Annotated in this window: 19 protein-coding genes; 9 read left to right on the forward strand and 10 right to left on the reverse strand. The window is 72.2% G+C overall.

The window, feature by feature from the left end; genetic code table 11:
- Nucleotides 1-36: 36 nt before the first annotated feature.
- From ACZ4TO_RS08940 to cobC, 3 genes are read left to right on the forward strand one after another with little or no spacing between them, the layout of a single operon-like run.
- Entirely contained in the window at nt 37-216 is a 180-nt protein-coding gene (locus ACZ4TO_RS08940) for a hypothetical protein (protein WP_468023836.1), read from the forward strand.
- Nucleotides 213-1,166: a sirohydrochlorin chelatase gene (locus tag ACZ4TO_RS08945; RefSeq protein WP_468023837.1), complete on the forward strand. Its 954-nt coding sequence runs from the start codon at nt 213-215 to the stop codon at nt 1,164-1,166. Before ACZ4TO_RS08940 ends, ACZ4TO_RS08945 begins: the two co-directional genes overlap by 4 nt.
- On the forward strand, nt 1,156-2,322 hold the full coding sequence (cobC, locus tag ACZ4TO_RS08950) for an Rv2231c family pyridoxal phosphate-dependent protein CobC (protein ID WP_382794554.1): 1,167 nt from the start codon (nt 1,156-1,158) through the stop codon (nt 2,320-2,322). Before ACZ4TO_RS08945 ends, cobC begins: the two co-directional genes overlap by 11 nt.
- Before the next feature lie 124 nt (nt 2,323-2,446).
- On the opposite strand, the gene ACZ4TO_RS08955 is transcribed toward cobC, so the two are convergent.
- The 5 genes from ACZ4TO_RS08955 to ACZ4TO_RS08975 all read right to left on the reverse strand — a co-directional run bounded on the left by ACZ4TO_RS08955 (nt 2,447) and on the right by ACZ4TO_RS08975 (nt 7,347).
- Nucleotides 2,447-3,397, reverse strand: a complete 951-nt coding sequence (locus ACZ4TO_RS08955) for an SCO1860 family LAETG-anchored protein (protein WP_468023838.1) — start codon at nt 3,395-3,397, stop codon at nt 2,447-2,449.
- 321 nt (nt 3,398-3,718) lie between these two features.
- Complete coding sequence (locus ACZ4TO_RS08960; protein WP_382794550.1) at nt 3,719-4,810, reverse strand: amidohydrolase family protein; 1,092 nt, start codon at nt 4,808-4,810, stop codon at nt 3,719-3,721.
- 64 nt (nt 4,811-4,874) lie between these two features.
- Nucleotides 4,875-5,663, reverse strand: a complete 789-nt coding sequence (locus tag ACZ4TO_RS08965; RefSeq protein WP_468023839.1) for an amino acid ABC transporter ATP-binding protein — start codon at nt 5,661-5,663, stop codon at nt 4,875-4,877.
- Nucleotides 5,660-6,493: an amino acid ABC transporter permease gene (locus tag ACZ4TO_RS08970; RefSeq protein WP_382794542.1), complete on the reverse strand. Its 834-nt coding sequence runs from the start codon at nt 6,491-6,493 to the stop codon at nt 5,660-5,662. Before ACZ4TO_RS08970 ends, ACZ4TO_RS08965 begins: the two co-directional genes overlap by 4 nt.
- Nucleotides 6,490-7,347 carry a transporter substrate-binding domain-containing protein gene (locus ACZ4TO_RS08975; RefSeq protein ID WP_382794539.1) on the reverse strand — a complete coding sequence of 286 codons (858 nt, stop codon included), beginning with the start codon at nt 7,345-7,347 and terminating at the stop codon, nt 6,490-6,492. The genes ACZ4TO_RS08970 and ACZ4TO_RS08975 overlap by 4 nt, the downstream gene beginning before the upstream one ends.
- A gap of 174 nt (nt 7,348-7,521) precedes the next feature.
- On the opposite strand from ACZ4TO_RS08975, the gene ACZ4TO_RS08980 reads away from it, so the two are divergent.
- From ACZ4TO_RS08980 to thpD, 5 genes are all read left to right on the forward strand, one after another.
- Nucleotides 7,522-8,622 carry a pyridoxal-phosphate-dependent aminotransferase family protein gene (locus ACZ4TO_RS08980; RefSeq protein ID WP_468023840.1) on the forward strand — a complete coding sequence of 367 codons (1,101 nt, stop codon included), beginning with the start codon at nt 7,522-7,524 and terminating at the stop codon, nt 8,620-8,622.
- 666 nt (nt 8,623-9,288) lie between these two features.
- On the forward strand, nt 9,289-9,828 hold the full coding sequence (ectA, locus tag ACZ4TO_RS08985) for a diaminobutyrate acetyltransferase (protein ID WP_468023841.1): 540 nt from the start codon (nt 9,289-9,291) through the stop codon (nt 9,826-9,828).
- A gap of 49 nt (nt 9,829-9,877) precedes the next feature.
- The gene (gene ectB, locus ACZ4TO_RS08990; RefSeq protein WP_382794531.1) at nt 9,878-11,149 is read left to right on the forward strand and encodes a diaminobutyrate--2-oxoglutarate transaminase; all 1,272 of its coding nucleotides are present in this window, start codon (nt 9,878-9,880) and stop codon (nt 11,147-11,149) included.
- Between the two features lie 80 nt (nt 11,150-11,229).
- Nucleotides 11,230-11,634: an ectoine synthase gene (locus ACZ4TO_RS08995; RefSeq protein WP_382794529.1), complete on the forward strand. Its 405-nt coding sequence runs from the start codon at nt 11,230-11,232 to the stop codon at nt 11,632-11,634.
- Nucleotides 11,635-11,641: 7 nt separating this feature from the next.
- Entirely contained in the window at nt 11,642-12,529 is an 888-nt protein-coding gene (thpD, locus tag ACZ4TO_RS09000) for an ectoine hydroxylase (protein ID WP_385049767.1), read from the forward strand.
- A 70-nt stretch (nt 12,530-12,599) separates the two neighbouring features.
- On the opposite strand, the gene ACZ4TO_RS09005 is transcribed toward thpD, so the two are convergent.
- The 4 genes from ACZ4TO_RS09005 to ACZ4TO_RS09020 form a co-directional block, all read right to left on the reverse strand.
- Nucleotides 12,600-13,652 (reverse strand): aminotransferase class V-fold PLP-dependent enzyme, encoded by a 1,053-nt coding sequence (locus ACZ4TO_RS09005; RefSeq protein WP_468023842.1) that lies wholly within the window; start codon nt 13,650-13,652, stop codon nt 12,600-12,602.
- 124 nt (nt 13,653-13,776) lie between these two features.
- Nucleotides 13,777-14,496: a DsbA family oxidoreductase gene (locus ACZ4TO_RS09010; protein ID WP_382794519.1), complete on the reverse strand. Its 720-nt coding sequence runs from the start codon at nt 14,494-14,496 to the stop codon at nt 13,777-13,779.
- 78 nt (nt 14,497-14,574) lie between these two features.
- Entirely contained in the window at nt 14,575-15,126 is a 552-nt protein-coding gene (locus ACZ4TO_RS09015) for a GNAT family N-acetyltransferase (protein WP_468023843.1), read from the reverse strand.
- Nucleotides 15,123-16,118, reverse strand: coding sequence for a GlxA family transcriptional regulator (locus ACZ4TO_RS09020; protein ID WP_468023844.1), 996 nt, complete (start codon nt 16,116-16,118; stop codon nt 15,123-15,125). The genes ACZ4TO_RS09015 and ACZ4TO_RS09020 overlap by 4 nt, the downstream gene beginning before the upstream one ends.
- A 70-nt stretch (nt 16,119-16,188) precedes the next feature.
- Here ACZ4TO_RS09020 and ACZ4TO_RS09025 point away from each other — a divergent pair, with 70 nt between their 5' ends.
- The gene (locus ACZ4TO_RS09025) at nt 16,189-17,577 is read left to right on the forward strand and encodes an MFS transporter (protein ID WP_468023845.1); all 1,389 of its coding nucleotides are present in this window, start codon (nt 16,189-16,191) and stop codon (nt 17,575-17,577) included.
- On the opposite strand, the gene ACZ4TO_RS09030 is transcribed toward ACZ4TO_RS09025, so the two are convergent.
- On the reverse strand, nt 17,537-18,145 hold the full coding sequence (locus ACZ4TO_RS09030) for a DUF1349 domain-containing protein (RefSeq protein WP_385049780.1): 609 nt from the start codon (nt 18,143-18,145) through the stop codon (nt 17,537-17,539). The two genes, ACZ4TO_RS09025 and ACZ4TO_RS09030, sit on opposite strands and share 41 nt — an antisense overlap.
- Nucleotides 18,146-18,259 lie beyond the last annotated feature (114 nt).

An 18,259-nucleotide genomic window follows, 5' to 3' on the forward strand; every position in this document is an offset into this window, starting at 1 on the left:
GGCGCCCACCCGCGGGGTTCCGTCGCCATCCTGCGCGTGGAACTCCCTCCGGACTCCCCTGTTCCAGGGGCCTGCCAGGCCTCGAAGAAGAAGACCGCCCGGGCCCACCCGGCCCTCGAGAAGACGGCCCGGACCGACCGGGCCTCGACGACCCCTGAGGCCCACCAGGCCTCGACGACCACCGCGGCCGACGCTGCCGCCGAGGAGACATCGTGACCACCCCTCCCCCCGCCCTGCTCATCGCCGGACACGGCACCCGGGACGAGGCCGGAGCCGAGGCCTTCCGTTCCTTCGTACGGGAGTTGGGCCGCCGCCATCCCGAACTGCCCGTCGCCGGCGGGTTCATCGAGCTGTCGCCGCCGCCGCTGGGCGAAGCCGTCGGCGAACTCGTCGGACAGGGCGTACGGCGTTTCGCCGCCGTGCCGCTGATGCTGGTGTCGGCCGGGCACGCCAAGGGCGACATCCCGGCGGCGCTGGCCCGCGAGAAGGAGCGGCACCCCGGGATCTCCTACACCTACGGGCGTCCGCTGGGCCCGCATCCGTCGCTGCTCGCCGTGCTGGAGCGGCGGCTGGACGAGGTCCTCGGCGACGGCGTCACGACCCCCGAGGAGCGGGCCGAGGTGACCGTGCTGCTCGTGGGCCGCGGGTCCACCGACCCGGACGCCAACGCCGAGGTGCACAAGGCGGCGCGGCTGCTGTGGGAGGGCCGGGGGTACGCGGGTGTGGAGACCGCGTTCGTGTCCCTGGCGGCCCCGGACGTGCCCTCGGGTCTCGACCGCTGTGTGAAGCTCGGCGCGCGCCGGATCGTGGTCCTGCCCTACTTCCTGTTCACGGGCATCCTCCCGGACCGGGTGCGGCGGCAGACGGAGGACTGGGCCGCCGCGCACCCCGGGGTCGAGGTGGGCTCCGCCGAGGTGATCGGTCCCGAACCCGAGCTTCTCGACCTGGTCATGGAGCGCTACCGTGAGGCCGTCGCGGGCGATCTGCGGATGAACTGCGACTCCTGCGTGTACCGGATCGCGCTGCCCGGCTTCGAGGACAAGGTGGGGCTGCCCCAGCAGCCGCACTTCCACCCGGACGACGACGGCCACCATGACGGACACGGGCACCACGACGGACACGGGCACCACCATCACGGGGGACACACGCATTCCCATGCCCACTGAAGAGGCCGCCGAGGGCGGGCACGATCTGCGGCACCACGGGGACGCCGAGGTGCGCGACGACGGTGCGAAGCTGACCGATCTGGCCGTCAACGTCCGGGCGGACACCCCGCCCGCGTGGCTGCTGGACCGGATCGCCGCCTCCTTGCCGAGCCTCGCGGCCTACCCGGACGGGCGGGCCGCGCGGGCGGCGGTGGCGGCGCGGCACGGGCTGCCGGTGGAGCGGGTGCTGCTCACGGCGGGCGCGGCCGAGGCGTTCGTGCTGCTCGCGCGCGGTCTGGAGGTGCGCCGCCCGGTCGTCGTGCATCCTCAGTTCACGGAGCCGGAGGCCGCGCTGCGGGACGCCGGGCACACGGTGGGCCGCGTCCTGCTGCGGGAGGAGGACGGCTTCCGGCTCGATCCGGCCGCCGTCCCCGAGGACGCCGATCTCGTCGTGATCGGCAACCCGACCAATCCGACGTCGGTGCTGCACCCGGCCGGGACGCTGGCCGGACTGGCCCGTCCCGGGCGGGTGCTGGTGGTCGACGAGGCGTTCATGGACGCGGTGCCGGGCGAGCGCGAGTCGCTGGCCGGGCGGACGGACGTACCCGGTCTCGTCGTGCTGCGCAGTCTCACGAAGACGTGGGGCCTCGCCGGGCTGCGGATCGGATACGTGCTCGCCGACGCCGGGACCATCGCCCGGCTGGAGCGCGCTCAGCCGCTCTGGCCGGTGGCCACGCCCGCGCTCGCGGCGGCGGAGGCGTGCGTGTCCCCGCAGGCGCTCGCGGAGGCGGCGCACGCGGCTCGGCGGATCGCCAAGGACCGCGACCATCTGGTGGCGGGGCTGCGGGAGTTCGCCTGCACCGACGGGCTGGCCGTGGTGGAGCCGGCCGAGAGCTCGTTCGTGCTGGTCCGGCTGCCGCGGGCCGCCGGGGTGCGGCGCGCGCTGCGCGATCTCGGCTTCGCGGTGCGGCGCGGGGACACGTTCCCCGGGCTCGGCGACGAGTGGCTGCGCATCGCGGTGCGGGACCGGACGACGGTCAACCGGTTCCTCCAGGCCCTGGACCGGGCGATGACCGTCGCCGGGGACGGCGGCACGGGGATCGTTCCGCCCCGCCAGCCCCCGCCGCCCCCGTCCGGCCCGCGCCCCGAGCCCCCGCGAGCGCCCTTCTCGGCCTGACGGCCGGGCCCCGGACCCCCTGACCCCGGACCTCCTGGCCCCGGCCCCCCTCGCCCCGGCCCCCCTGACCCGGGGCGGGCCGCCCCCGTTCGGCGCCTCCGGCGCACGGCGGGAAGAGCGGGCGTCAGCTCCTGCGGCGGCGGGAGAGGGCGACCGCTCCCGCGCCCGCGGCGAGCAGGGCCGCCGCGCCGCCCGCCAGGTACGGCGTCATCGAGCTGCTCCCGGTCTCGGCGAGGTCTCCCTCCTCGCGACCGCCCTGCGGGCTCGCCTCGGCCGACGGCTCGGCGGCGGCCGCCGAGGGACTGGCCGGGGTGGTCGCCGAGGGACTGGCCGGCGCGGCCTCCTGAGCGGGCGCGTCCGGCGATGCGCAGGTGGCCTTAGCCAGGGTGACCGTGCCCTCGACCTGAGCCACACCCAGCTTCAACGGGTCGACGGACACGTTCAGTTCGAGCGCGGTGGCCGCGGCCGTACGGGAGGTGGTCTCGGTCCTGGAGAGATCGAGCCGCACCTCGCCGACGCCGGGGACCGTCACGTGCGTCGGGCCGCCCGTCGTCAGGGTGACCTTCTTGCCGAGAACGGTGACGGATCCCAGCAGATTCGCGGTGGCGACGGGCTTCTTGCCCGCCTCGCAGGTCGCCTTCGAGGTCACTTCCTGGACCTCGATGAGCGAGAGCAGCGGCAGCCCGGGGACATGGACGGCGGCATGCGCGAGACGGGTCGAGCCCTCGGCCTTCTCCGCGGAGACGGTGGCCTCGGCGGTGGCGACCTCGGCGCGCAGCACGCTGAACGGACGTCCGTGGTCGACGCCGTCCAACTCGGCGGTGAGCGCGGTCTTCTCGGCACTCTGCGGCGCCTGCACCTCGTTCAGGGAGACCGCGAGCGGGACGTCCACGGTCTTCTTGAGGAGGGACACGTCGAGTCCGGTGCGGAGCACGACGGCGCTCGCGCGGCCGTGGTCACCGGTCGCGTGGGCGGAGCCCGCGCCGGCCAGCGCGGCGGGACCCGCGGCGAGGACGGTGGCGGCCGCGGTGACGGCGAGACGGCGCGCGGGCATGCGGTGGTTGATGCTGTTCAAGGGTGGGACCCCCATAGGAGAAAGCCTGGGACCCGGAAAGAATTACGCACTGAGAGTGAACAGTCAGGTACCTGACGTGAGTTCACTCCTTCGTGGGGTTTCCGCGCACGTCTTCGAATCCGGGGGCACAGCCGTTCTCCACCGTCACTCGCTCAACTCCCCCGGACGAACGCGCTGGTTGACGCGCCGGTTGACGACGGGTTGACGCGCCGGAGCGCACCTGGTGGTGCTCAACGAGCACGCCACCCCGGCCGTCACGCTCCGTCAACCGGCGCCCGCCGTCTGCCGTCCAAGACCTTCACCACGTCCGCCCCGCTCGCGTCAGCCGACGATCCGCCCGTTGAGGACCACCCGTCGCGGATCCGCCAGGACCCGTACGTCGTCGCGCGGGTCCCCGTCGTAGACCACGAGGTCCGCGGGCGCCCCCTCGTCGAGTCCGGGCCGTCCGAGCCAGCGCCTGGCGCCCCAGGCCGTGGCGGAGAGCGCCTCGACGGGCGGGATGCCGGCGGTGACGAGCTCGGCGACCTCGGCCGCGACGAGGCCGTGCGCGAGGGAGCCGCCCGCGTCGGTGCCGACGTAGACGGGGATCCCGGCGTCGTAGGCGGCGCGCACGGTGTCGTAGCGGCGTTCGTGCAGCCGTCGCATGTGCGCCGACCACCGGGGGTACTTGGCCTCGCCGCCGTCCGCGAGCCGCGGGAAGGTGGCGATGTTCACGAGGGTCGGGACGATGGCGACCCCGCGCTCGGCGAAGAGCGGGACGGTGTCCTCGGTGAGGCCGGTGGCGTGCTCGACGCAGTCGATGCCCGCCTCGACCAGGTCCCGGAGCGAGTCCTCGGCGAAGCAGTGCGCGGTGACCCGGGCGCCGAGCCGGTGCGCCTCGGCGATCGCCGCCTCGACGGCCTCGCGCGGCCAGCAGGCGCTCAGGTCGCCGGTGCCGCGGTCGATCCAGTCGCCGACGAGCTTGACCCAGCCGTCACCGCGCCGGGCCTCCTGGGCGACGTACGCGACCAGGTCCTCCGGCTCGATCTCGTGGGCGTAGTTGCGGATGTAGCGGCGGGTGCGGGCGATGTGCCGGCCCGCGCGGATGATCTTCGGGAGGTCGTCGCGGTCGTCGATCCAGCGGGTGTCGGAGGGCGAGCCGGCGTCCCGGACGAGGAGGGTGCCGGCGTCGCGGTCGGTCAGCGCCTGCTTCTCGGAGACGTCCGCCGGGACCGGGCCGTGCGCGTCGAGCCCGACGTGGCAGTGCGCGTCGACCAGGCCCGGCAGCGCCCAGCCCTCGACGGTGCGGACGTCACGGGCGCCGGCGGGGCGCTCGTAGGAGATCCTGCCGCCGACGACCCACAGCTCGTCGCGGACGTCGTCGGGTCCGACGAGGACCCGCCCCTTCACGTGCAGTACCGGGTGATCGCTCATGTCAGGCACCTTAGTGAGGCGGCTCGTCCCGCCACTCCCCCGGTCCGTCCGCCGGCCGGGCCGCCTACTCCGGGTCCGCCGTGTCCGGAGTCCCCTCCTGGACCTCCGCCATCGCCGGGTCGAGCAGCCGGGACAGGAAGTGCCGGGTCCGCTCGTGCGCCGGGTTGCCGATGACCTGCGCGGGGGTGCCGTCCTCGACGATCACACCGCCGTCCATGAAGACGACCCGGTCGGCGACCTCACGGGCGAAGGTCATCTCGTGGGTGACGACCATCATCGTCATGCCCTCGTCGGCGAGCATCCGCATGACGGCGAGGACGTCGCCGACGAGCTCGGGGTCGAGCGCGGAGGTCGGCTCGTCGAAGAGCATCACGTCGGGCCCCATGGCGAGCGCGCGGGCGATCGCGACGCGCTGCTGCTGGCCTCCGGAGAGGGAGGCGGGATAGGCGTCGGCCTTCTCCGCGAGCCCCACCCGGGCGAGGTTCTCGGCGGCGGTCCGGGCCGCCTCCTCCTTGTCCCGGCCGAGCACCCGCCGCTGCGGCAGCGTGAGGTTCCCGGTGACCGACAGATGGGGGAAGAGGTTGAACTGCTGGAACACCATGCCGATGCGGCGGCGTACGGCGTCGATGTCGACGTCGGGGTCCGTGACCTCCGTGCCGGCCACGAACACCTGGCCCTTGGTGGGTTCCTCCAGGAGGTTCACACAGCGCAGCAGCGTCGACTTGCCGGAGCCGGAGGGGCCGATCACGCAGACCACCTCGCCCTGGCCGATCTCCAGGTCGATGCCGCGCAGCACCTCGTTGTCGCCGAAGGACTTGTGCAGGTCCTTCACCCGGATCTCGGGCGTGCTCACTTGGCGGCCTCCTTCTGCTGCGCCTCGAGGCGTCGCGCGACGAAGCCGAGCGGGATCGTGACGAGCAGGTAGCACAGCCCCGCGACCAGGATCGGCGTGGAGTTGGCGGTCGTGCTGGCCAGGTCGCGGCCGTACTTGGACAGTTCGCGCTCCTCCAGGGTGACACCCAGGAACAGCACCAGCGAGGAGTCCTTGAACAGCGTCACGAGTTCGTTGGTGAGCGGCGGGATGATGATCCGGAACGCCTGCGGGACGACGATCGAGACCATCGCCCGCGCGTGCGAGAAGCCCAGCGAGCGGGCCGCCTCCATCTGCCCCTTGGGCACGGCCTGGATGCCGGCCCGGAAGGTCTCGGCCATGTACGCGGCCCCCACCAGGCCGAGCGCGAGGGCGACCTTTCCGTACGTGCCGCCGATGATCTCCGTGCCGGGGAACGCCAGCGGTACCGCGACGCCCACGAAGATGAAGATCATCAGGGCGGGCAGGCCGCGGAAGACCTCGATGTAGATTCCGGCGAACCAGCGGTAGGGGCCCACCGAGGACAGGCGCATCAGGGCGATGACGATGCCCAGCACGAGACCGACGGCGAAGCCGAACGTCGTGTAGAGGACGGTGTTCTTCAGCGCCAGCGTGATGACGTCCGGGAACATCTGCTTGACCAGGTCCCACTGGAAGAACTGGTTCTGCAGACGGCCCCAGTCCGCCGTGACCGCGAAGGCGATCACGACGGCGACGAAGACGACGTACTGCACACCGCGTGAGATCTGGCGCTTGCGGCGCCGGCTCAGGCCGGACCTGCGGGGCTGGAGGGGCGTGTCGGCACCACTCATGAGGCGGACGGGGAGGCGGAGGCCGCGGCCGCGTCGTACGGGCCGATCCACTTCTCGTAGAGCTTCTTGTACGTGCCGTCGGCCTTGGCGTCCGCGATCGCCTTGTTGATGGCGGCGAGGAGCTTGGTGTTGCCCTTCTTCACCGTGAAGCCGTACTGCTCACCGGTGTTGAGGTTGTCGACCACCTTGAAGGCGTCGGCGTTGGCCTTGTCCTTCAGCCAGCCCTGGACGACCGGGTAGTCGATGATGACGGCCTGCACCTGGCCGCTGCGCAGTCCGCTGAGGACCGCGTCGGAGGACTCGAAGGAGACCGGGTCGAAGCCCTGCTGCTTCGCGTAGTCCTCGCCCGTGGTCTGCGCCTGGGCGCCGATCTTCTTGCCCTTCGCCTTGACGTCGGCCAGCGAGGTGATGCCGCTCTTCTTGTCGACCAGCACGCCCTGGGTGGCGTCGAAGTACGGGTCGGAGAAGTCGACGTTCTTCTTGCGCTCCGGGGTGATCGTCATGCCGGCGGCGGCGAGGTCGCACTGCTCGGAGTTGAGGAAGGCGCCCGTCTTGAAGTTCTCGAAGGGCGTGTCGACGATCGCCTGCTTCACCCCGAGGTCCGCGGCGACGAGGTCGATCAGCGACACGTCGAAGCCCTGCACCTTGCCGTCGATCTCCGACTGGAAGGGCGGGTACGGCAGGTGGGTGCACGTGGTGAGCTGGCCCGCCTTGACGAGCTCGACCCCGCCGGACGCGGTCTTGGTGCCGCTGCCGCCGTTCCCGCTGGAGGTGCAGGCGGCCACGAGCGTCAGCCCGGCCGTCAGGGTGATGGCGGCCAGGACGCGGGTCCGGCGGCCGGAGAGGGTGTTCACGGCGGGCCTTCCTGTCAGGGAACTGTGGGTTCCGATTATAAGGAGATGTTTGAGGCTCTCAAATCAAACCGATGGCCACGGGGCCGCTCGACCTAAGAAGTCACCAGTGGGCGGGGACGGGGGCGCGACGGTTAATCTCGTCACCTGTACCCCAAGAGTGAAGAGAGCAGCGCCGTGACACACCCGTTCCTGGACCTCGCCCCACTGACCGCCGCACACTTCGCGTCGATCGAGGACCGTGTCGCCCGGCTGCTCTCCACCACGCAGGACGTCGTGATCATGCAGGGCGAGGCACTGCTTCCGCTGGAAGGGGCCATCCGGGGCACGGCGGGTCCCGGCACCACCGCCCTGAACGTCGTCACCGGCCCCTACGGCCAGACGTTCGGGAACTGGCTGCGGGACTGCGGTGCCACCGTGATCGATCTGGCGGTGCCGTTCCACACCGCGGTCACCGCCGCGCAGATCCGCGAGGCCTTCGCCGAGCACCCCTCGATCGACTTCGTGTCGCTCGTGCACGCCGAGGCCGCCACCGGGAACACCAACCCGGTGGCGGAGATCGGTGAGGTCGTCCGCGAGCACGGGGCGCTGTTCTACCTGGACGCCGTCGCGTCGATCGGCGCCGAGCCGGTGCTGCCGGACGCCTGGGGCGTCGACCTGTGCGTGATCGGGGCGCAGAAGGCGATGGGCGGCCCCGCCGGTGTGTCGGCGGTGTCGGTGAGCGAGCGGGCGTGGGCGCGGATGGCCGCGAACCCCGGCGCGCCGCGCCGCTCGTACCTCTCGCTCCTCGACTGGAAGGAGCGCTGGATCGACGGCGGCCGCACGACGCTGCTGCACGCGCCGGCCCAGTTGGAGATGCTGGCGCTGGAGGCGTGCGTCGAGCGGATCGAGGGCGAGGGCCTGGACGCGGTGATGGCCCGTCACGCCTCGGCCGCCGCGGCCACCCGTGCGGGAGCGGTGGCCCTCGGCGGCGGTCTGGCACCGTACGTGGACGCCGCCTCCGACGCGGCGCCCGTCGCCACCACGCTGCGGGTGCCCGAGGACGTGGACGCCTCCGCGGTGGTCGCGAAGGCGCTGGCCGCCGACCCCGCGCTGCCGCTCGCCGCGGGTGGCGGCGCGCTCGCGCAGTCGATGATCCGCGTCAACCACTACGGCCCCGACGCCACCCGCGGCGTCGTCCACTCCAGCCTCGCGGGACTCGGCGCCGCGCTGGCCGAGTCCGGCCTGACGGTGGACCTGGAGGGGGCGCGCCGGGCGGTGGCCCTGGCCTGGGGCTGACCGGGAGGAGCCGCGGGACCTGGGGCCGGCGGACGATCGCGTCCCGGCGATCACTGACCCCGAGGACGGTCGCGTCCGGGGCATCACCGACCCCGGGGACCGTCGCGTCCCCGCCGGCGCCGGGGATGGTCGCGTCCCGGCCGGTGCCGACGCCGGGGACCGTCGTTTCCGGGTCGTCGTCGGCCCGGCGGACGAGGCAGTCCGGGCCGGCGCACGCCCGGCGGATGGGCGAGACGAGTGAGACGGGGCCTTCGCCGGTCCGGCGGACGGTAGGGTCCGGGGCTCCGTCGGGCCGGGGAGCCTCCGGGAGGCGGGACGGTTCGACCGAGGGAATTGCAATTACTTCCCCCACCCTTATCCTGCCGTCAATTCGGATCCGAATTCCACGGATACAGCTTCCCGCATTCTTCTTCCCGCTTTCCCTGCCCCTAAACGCAAAGATTTCGCGAACGCGATCGGGCGCGATTCGGGGAGGTCTCGTTCACATTTCATCCTTGTGACACACTCCACAACGCGTCCGTTTTCTGTGGTATTTTCCGGACAGAACAGCCGATAAAGGCACCCTCTCCGGAGGGTTTTCACGGGCGCGTGATAACACACGGCCGCGCCGTTCGTAACCCCTTCCGACGATGCAATCCGCGCTTTCCGTCGGTAAATTCAAGCCGCATGACCGTCGCTCAAGCAGACCTGTCAGCGGAATTTCTCGAAATGCCGGAGGGCCTTCGGATCGACCGTCCGGAGGTGGCCGACGGGGCCGCCCTCTGGCGTATCGCCAAGGACTCCCGAACCCTCGACCTGAACTCCTCCTACAGCTACCTGCTGTGGTGCCGTGACTTCGCCGGCACCTCGGTGGTGGCGCGGGACACCGAAGGCCGCCCCGTCGGCTTCGTCACCGCGTACATGCGCCCCGAGCGCCCGGGAACGCTCCTCGTGTGGCAGGTGGCCGTCGACGCGGCACACCGCGGCCGGGGACTGGCCGCGCGTCTCCTCGACGGGCTGACCGCGCGGGTGACGGCCGAGCACGGGCTGACCGCGGTCGAGACCACCATCACTCCGGGCAACACCGCCTCCGAGCGCCTCTTCACGTCGTACGCACGACGTCACGGCGCCCCCGTCGAGCGCGAGGTGCTGTTCGAGACGGGGCAGTTCCCCGACGGGCCGCACGACCCCGAGGTGCTCCACCGCATCGGCCCGTTCCCCGGCTGATCCCCCCTTCTTCCTCCCCTCCCCCACAAGCTTCGAGGAGCGAATCCCCTTGACCATCACCCAGCCCGACCTGAGCGTCTTCGAGACCCTGGAGTCGGAGGTGCGCAGCTACTGCCGCAACTGGCCCACCGTCTTCGACCGGGCCCGCGGCAGCCGTATGTACGACGAGGACGGGCACGAGTACCTGGACTTCTTCGCCGGTGCCGGGTCGCTGAACTACGGGCACAACAACCCCGTGCTCAAACGGGCCCTGATCGACTACCTGGAGCGCGACGGCGTCACCCACGGGCTCGACATGTCGACGGCGGCCAAGCGCGGTTTCCTGGAGGCCTTCCAGAACCTGGTGCTGCGGCCGCGCGACCTGCCGTACAAGGTGATGTTCCCCGGCCCGACCGGCACCAACGCCGTCGAGTCGGCGCTGAAGCTCGCCCGGAAGGTGAAGGGGCGCGAGGCGATCGTGTCGTTCACCAACGCGTTCCACGGGATGTCGCTCGGCTCGCTCGCCGTGACGGGCAACGCCTTCAAGCGCGCGGGCGCCGGCATCCCGCTGGTGCACGGCACCCCGATGCCGTTCGACAACTACTTCGACGGGCAGGTCCCGGACTTCCTCTGGTTCGAACGGCTCCTGGAGGACCAGGGATCCGGGCTCAACCAGCCCGCCGCGGTGATCGTGGAGACCGTGCAGGGCGAGGGCGGCATCAACGTCGCGCGGCCCGAGTGGCTGCGCGCCCTGGCCGACCTGTGCGCCCGCCGCGACATGCTGCTGATCGTCGACGACATCCAGATGGGCTGCGGGCGGACCGGCGCGTTCTTCTCCTTCGAGGAGGCGGGGATCGTGCCCGACATCGTGACCGTGTCCAAGTCCATCAGCGGGTACGGGCTGCCGATGTCGCTGTGCCTGTTCAAGCCCGAGCTGGACATCTGGGAGCCGGGCGAGCACAACGGCACCTTCCGCGGCAACAACCCGGCGTTCGTCACGGCCGCCGCCGCCCTGGAGGCCTACTGGGCCGACGGGTCCGCGATGGAGAAGCAGACCCGCGCCCGCGGCGAGCAGGTCGAACAGGCGCTGATCTCCATCACCGAGGAGAACCTCGCCGACGTCAAGGAGTACCGCGGCCGCGGACTCGTGTGGGGCGTCGAGTTCAAGGACAAGGAGCGGGCCGGCCGGATCGCCCGTCGCGCCTTCGAACTCGGGCTGCTCGTCGAGACGTCGGGGCCGGAGAGCGAGGTCGTGAAACTGCTGCCCGCCCTGACCATCACCCCGGACGAACTCGACGAGGGCCTGCGCGTCCTCGAACGCGCCGTCCGCGAGACCGTCTGAGCCCGCTCTCCGCGAGACCGGCGAGAAGCGGGAACGACCCGAGCAGCACGACACGCACGAGAGAGAGGCAGCGCACCACCGTGATAGTCCGTTCGTTCAAGGAACTCGAGGGCACCGACCGGCATGTGAAGGCCGCGTCCGGCACCTGGGAGAGCAAGCGCATCGTCCTCGCCAAGGAGAAGGTCGGCTTCTCCCTGCACGAGACCGTCCTGTACGCGGGCACGGAGACGTCGATGTGGTACGCGAACCACATCGAGGCCGTGCTGTGCGTCGAGGGCGAGGCCGAACTCACCGATCACGAGACCGGCGAGAAGCACTGGATCGCGCCGGGGACGATGTACCTGCTGAACGGTCACGAGCGCCACACCCTGCGCCCCAAGACCGACTTCCGGTGCGTCTGCGTCTTCAACCCGCCCGTCACCGGACGGGAGGACCACGACGAGAACGGCGTCTACCCCCTGCTCACCGAACCCGAGGAGGTGTGACACACCGATGACCACACTCACCGATCTGTACCCCAGCCGCGCCGCCACCGAAGTGGCCGTGCCCCGCCAGGACCCGGTCGTCTGGGGCGCGCCGGACGAACCCGGCCCGATCTCGGTCCCCGACCTCCACGCCTACGAGCGCGACGGCTTCCTCTCCGTCGAGCAGCTCATCGGCGAGGACGAGGTCGCCGTCTACCACCGGGAGCTGGAACGGCTCGTCACCGACCCGGCGGTCCGCGCCGACGAGCGTTCGATCGTCGAGCCGAGAACGCAGGACATCCGGTCCGTCTTCGAGGTGCACCGGATCAGCGAGGTCTTCGCGCGGCTCGTGCGCGACGAGCGCGTCGTCGGCCGGGCCCGGCAGATCCTCGGCTCGGACGTGTACGTCCACCAGTCGCGGATCAACGTCAAGCCCGGCTTCGGGGCCGGCGGCTTCTACTGGCACTCGGACTTCGAGACCTGGCACGCGGAGGACGGTCTGCCCAACATGCGGACCGTGTCCGTCTCGATCGCGCTGACCGAGAACCACGACACCAACGGCGGCCTCATGATCATGCCGGGGTCGCACCGGACGTTCCTCGGGTGTGCGGGGGCCACGCCGAAGGACAACTACAAGAAGTCGCTCCAGATGCAGGACGCCGGAACCCCCTCCGACGAGGCGCTCACCGACCTGGCGAGCCGGCACGGCATCAAGCTCTTCACGGGCAGGGCGGGTTCGGCGACCTGGTTCGACTGCAACTGCATGCACGGCTCGGGGGACAACATCACCCCGTTCCCGCGCAGCAACGTCTTCATCGTGTTCAACAGCGTGGAGAACGCCGCGGTGGAGCCCTTCGCGGCGCCCGTGCGCAGGCCGGAGTTCATCGGGGCGCGGGACTTCACGCCGGTGCGGTGAGCCCTCCGGCGGAGTGAGCGGGAGACCGGTGGCCCCGGGGAGCGTGTGCTCCCCGGGGCCGTCCGCCGTGTCAGCCGGCCAGCACGTCCAGGAGGCGGTCGACGTCGGCGGGCGTGTTGTAGAGGTGGAAGGACGCCCGCAGATTGCCCGCGCGGTCGGACACCTCGATGCCGGCCCGGCTCAACTCGCCCTGCCGGTGGCCGAGTCCGGGCACGGAGACGATGGCGGAGCCGGGCGCGGGCAGCGCCTCGTGGTCCAGCGCGGCCAGACCCGCGCGGAAGCGCTCGGCAAGGGCCAGGTCGTGCTCGTGCACGGCGTCCACGCCCAGTTCCTCGATCAGCGCGAGGGAGTGGCGCACCCCGGCATGGGTGAACAGGGCCGGGCTGACGTCGAACCGGCGGGCGGAGTGGGCGAGTTCCTGCACCGGGCCGTAGCAGGAGTCCCAGGGCTTCTCGGCGGCGACCCAGCCCGCGTACAGCGGGGTGAGCCCGCCGAAGTCCTCGGGCACCACGAGGAAGGCCGCGCCGTGCGGGCCCAGCAGCCACTTGAAGGTGGTGCACACGGTGAAGTCGTAGCCGTCGGCGTCGAAGGGCAGCCAGCCGGCGGCCTGGGAGAAGTCGACGTAGGTACGCGCCCCGTGGGCGCGGGCCGCCTCGCGCAGCGCGGGCAGGTCGGCGATCCGGCCGTCGGCGGACTGGGCGGCGCTGACCGCCACGAGCGCCGTGCCGGGCCGCACCGATTCGGCGAGCCGCTCCAGCGGTACGGCACGCACCTTCAGGTCGCCGCGGACGTGGAACGGGTTCAGCACGGAGGTGAAGTCGTCCTCGGCGGTGAGGACTTCGGACCCCGGGGCCAGTCCGGAGGCGACCAGCGCGGTCTGGGCGGCGACGGACGGGCCGGCGGCGACCCGGGCGGCCGGTACGCCCGCCAGCCGGGCGAACGCGGCGCGGGACTGCTCGACGTCCTCGAAGAGGGAGTCGAGCGGCCTGCCCGCGGCCCGCAGGGCCACCGCCTCGTGCAGGGCGGCGACGGTGCGGGCGGGGAGCAGGCCGGTGCTCGCGGTGTTCAGAAAGGTGTTCTTCGGGGCGAACTCGGCACGGACGAGGGTCTCGAAGGTCTCCATGGGACCACTGTGGGCCCGGACGGGCCCCAAGTCCATTGCGAGGATTTACGCGGTTTCCCCAAGCAGTGCTTATGCATGGGCCCCGACCTGCGTCTTCCGGCGCCGGGGCCCTCTCCCGCGCTCGTCAGTTCTGCGGGACGGCGCAGCCGTCCGGGCCACAGGCCTCGGCGTCGCCGGCTTCGTCCTGGATCAGCGTGAGACCCGGACGCTCGCCCCAGGCCTGGGACAGCGCCTGGGCGAAGACCTCGGCGGGCTGCGCGCCGGAGACGCCGTAGGTGCGGTCCAGCACGAAGAAGGGGACGCCGTTCGCGCCCAGCTCGGCGGCCTCGCGCTCGTCGGCGCGGACGTCGTCGGCGTAGGCGGCCGGGTCGGCGAGCACCCCGCGGGCCTCGTCGGCGTCGAGCCCGGCGGCGACGGCCAGCTCCACGAGCCGCTCGTCGTCACCGAAGACGGTCCGCTCCTCGGCGAAGTTGGCCTTGTAGAAGAGGCCTATCAGCTCGTCCTGGCGGCCCCTCGCCTTGGCGAGGTGCAGCAGGCGGTGCATGTCGAAGGTGTTGCCGTGGTCGCGGTCCCGGGTGCGGTACGCGAGGCCCTCGGCGGCGGCCTGCGTGCCGAGGTTCTCCTCGCCCGCCTGGGCCTGTGCCTCGCTCATGCCGTACTTCTTGGTGAGCATCGTGATCACGGGCTGGATGTCGCCCTTGGCGCGGCCGGGGTCCAGCTCGAAGGACCGGTGCACGACCTCGACCTCGTCACGGTGCGGGAAGGCGTCGAGCGCCTTCTCGAAACGGGCCTTTCCGACGTAGCACCACGGGCAGGCGATGTCGGACCAGATCTCGACGCGCATTCTTCGGCTCTCTCCAGGTCGTGCGGATACGGGACACCCTCCGGGGACGTCGTTAGGTGAACATTCAAGCGGCTCGGGTCATTCCCCGGCCGTGCCGGCGCCCCGGGCCGCGGCCTCGCTCCGGTCCGCGCGTGCGGGCACCGCGTACCGCAGATACAGGTGGTGGTCGCCCTCCTCGGGCGGGTTGTGCGGATCGGGGACCCAGCCCAGGCGGGCGTAGAAGGCCTGGGCGCGCAGGTTGCCGGTGTGCACGTCCAGCGTCGCCGTGCGCTTCCCGTCCGCCTGCCACTCCTCCACGCAGGCCGCGTGCAGCTCCGACCCGATCCCGGCCCGCCAGCGGTCGGGGTCGACGTGGAACTGGAAGAGCTTGACCGTGTCGGCGGGCGCGCCCTCGTCCGTACGGAAGGAGGCGATGCCGACGATCCGGCCCTGGGCGACGGCGCACAGTACGTGCCCGTCGGGGCGTGCGATGGACCCGTGCCAGGCCTCGGTCCAGTCCACGTCGCTCTGCGGCACGCCGTCCGGGTAGTACGTCGAACGGGCCCGGAAGTGCAGGTCGGCGATGGTCCGGGCCTCGGCGGGCAGGGCGGTGCGGATCATCAGCGCGCCGGTCACACGATCACTGATCATGCAACGGAGGACGTCATGGCTCCGGTCACGGTTCCGCGCCGGCTGAACTGCGCCCGGTAGGCGCTCGGGGGGAGACCGGTCCGCCGGACCACGTGGGCGCGCAGCGAGTCGGCGGTGCCCAGGCCGCAGGCCGCGGCGACCCGGTCCATCGGCAGCGTCGTGGTCTCCAGGAGCTCCTTGGCCCGTTCGACGCGCTGGTGGAGCAGCCATTGCAGGGGGCTGACACCGCTCTCGGCGTGGAACCGGCGGGTGAGGGTGCGCACGCTGACGCCCGCGTGCCGGGCCAGGTCGGTGAGCGTGAGCGGCTTGTCGAGGTTGCGCATGGCCCAGCCCCGGGTGTCGGCGCAGACGTCGCCGCGTTCGGGGGGCAACGGGGTCTGGGTGAACTGGGTCTGGCCGCCGGGCCGTACGGGGGCGACGAGGGCGAGGCGGGCCACCTCGTTGGCCACGGCGGCGCCGTAGTCGGTGCGGATGACATGGAGGCACAGGTCGATTCCGGCGGCGTAGCCGGAGGACGTGAGGAACGGCCCGTCCTGCACGTACAGGACGTCTCCCCGCAGGTCGACCTGTGGGTAGCGCCGGCGCATCTCCTCCGCGTGGGCCCAGTAGGTGGTGGCCCTGCGGCCCTGGAGCAGGCCCGCCTCGGCGAGCTGGAAGGCGCCGGTGCAGATGGACGCGACGCGCTTGCCGGCGGCGGCCGCCGCGCTGACGGCCGCCACGATCCGCGGGTCCGGCTCGAACGGCGCCCCGGTGCCGGCGACGATCACCGTGTCCGCGTCGCGTACGGCCTCCAGACCGTGCGGGACGTACAGGTCGAGCCCACCGGTCGTGGGCACGGGGCCGGGCTCGGCCGTGCAGACGACCACCTCGTAACCGGGCCGGCCGTCCACTTGGACCTTGTCGAACAGCATCTCCGGCATCGCGAGGTTGAACAGCGCGACGGGCGAGGGGGCGATGACGGTGACGCGATGCGGGGCGAGCCGGTCGGGCATGGCCAGAACCTCCGGAGGTATGGCATTCAGGCCACTACTGTACGGCGCCACGGGTCCGCAGCATGGGGACATGCCAACGAACCAGATGTCCCGATCCTCCGAACCGGGCCTCGTACGGCGGGAGTCGGGGGCCGGCGGGCCGGCCGCCGCGCTCACGCTCACCGCTTCTCTGCTCGGCTTCGCGCTGACCTGTCTCGACGCGTCCGTGGTGAACGTGGCCCTGCCCACGATCGGCTCCTCGTTCGGCACCGGGATGTCCGGTCAGCAGTGGGTCGTGGACGCCTACACCCTGGCCTTCGCCGCGCTGATGCTGTCCACCGGCGCCTTCTCCGACCGGGCCGGGGCGAGCCGGGCGTACGCGCTGGGCACCGCGGTGTTCACGCTCGCCTCGGTGGTCTGCGGGCTGGCCCCGAACCTGCCGTCCCTCATCGGCGCCCGGGTGGTGCAGGGCGTGGCGGCGGCGGTCGTCCTCCCGGCCTCGCTGGCGCTGGTACGGCAGGCGTACACGGAACCGGCACGGCGGGCGCGCGCGGTGGCCGCCTGGGCGGCGGGCGGTTCGCTGGCGGTGGCGCTCGGCCCGGTGGCGGGCGGCGCGCTGACCACGGCGTGGGGCTGGCGCGGCATCTTCTTCGTCAACCTGCCGGTGGGCGCGGCGATCCTGATCCTGCTGGTCCGGGCCCCGCGCTCGCGGCCCCGCCCGGCCCCGCTGGACCTGCCGGGCCAGCTCACGGCGGTGGTGGCCCTCGCGGCGCTGGCCTTCGCGGTGATCGAGGGCGGGGCGGCGGGCCTCGTCGCGGCGGCGGTGGCCGCGGCCGCGGGCGCCGCGTTCCTGTGGATCGAGTCGCGGCAGGCGCATCCGGTGGTGCCGCTCGGCCTGTTCCGGGACCGGACGGTGGCCACGACGGTCGCCGCCGGATCGGCGGTCAGCGTGGCCTTCTACAGCATGGTGTTCGTCTTCTCGCTCTTCTTCCAGCAGGTGCAGCACCACTCCGCGCTGTACGCGGGGCTGCTGTTCCTGCCGATGACGGGCCTGATCGCGGTGACGAACGTGGTGGCCGGCAAGCTCACGGGACGCTACGGGCCGCGGCTGCCGATGCTGGTGGGACAGCCGGTGGCGGTCGCCGGGCTGCTCGCCCTCCTCACCGTCGACGCCGGTACGCCCCCGGTGCTGGTGTCGCTGCTGCTGGTCCCGCTGGCGCTGGGGTGCGCCCTGACCGTGCCGCCGCTCACCACCGCGATGCTGGACGCCGTTCCCGCCGAGCGGGCGGGACTGGCGGCCGGTGTGCTCAACGCGGCCCGGCAGGTGTCCGGGGGCCTGGGCATCGCGGTGTTCGGCGCGCTGGTCGCCGACGGGTTCGAGGCCGGGATGCGCCTGAGCCTGGCCGCCTCCGCGGCCCTGCTCACGGTGACGTACGTCCTCAGCTTCCGTCTCGCAGGTCGCGCGGCCAGGCGGGCCTGAACTCGATGTGGTCGTAGGTCACCACACACCCCTCCCCCATCGGCGACTGGGTCATGAAGCCCACCAGCGCGGCCCCGGTCTCCTTCTCTTCCCCCAGGGTGAACAGGCGGATGAAGGTCCAGCGCTCGCCGTCGCGGGAGGCGTGGAAGGCGAAGGCGCGGCCGGTGCGGCTCACCCGCAGCCAGACGGAACTTCCCTCCACCGTGAAGGAGTTGGCGTCGTCGGAGTGGCCCCGGGTGACGACCGTGCAGACGGTGGGCACGTCCGGGGAGTTCTCCAGGCACAGCTTCGCCCAGGCCCGCTCGCCGACGTGGACGTAGAGCACGCCCGCGTCGAAGGCCGCCCCGAAGCCCACCGTCACGCGGGCGACGAGCTGGAAGTCCCCCTCCGGCGAGCCGAGCAGCCTCGGTGCGTCGGAGGCCGGGTCGAGGCCTTCGCCGGTGGGCGGCACGAAACGGTCCTGCCGGGGCCCGGCCCAGCCGGTGAGGACACCGTCCTCGTACGACCAGTTCCCGTCGGGGCCGTAGGTGCGGAGGGAGAAGGGGAGTTCGGGGAGTGTGACGTCCATGGCCCGAAGTCTCTCAGGTTCACGGCCGGCCCCTTCGGGAGAAAGGACCGGCCCGTTACGGAACGGACGGCACCGGAACCGGGCGGCCGCGGAACCCGGTCCGGCACGAAACCG

The sequence above is a fragment of the Streptomyces sp. NPDC028298 genome (assembly GCF_055565895.1).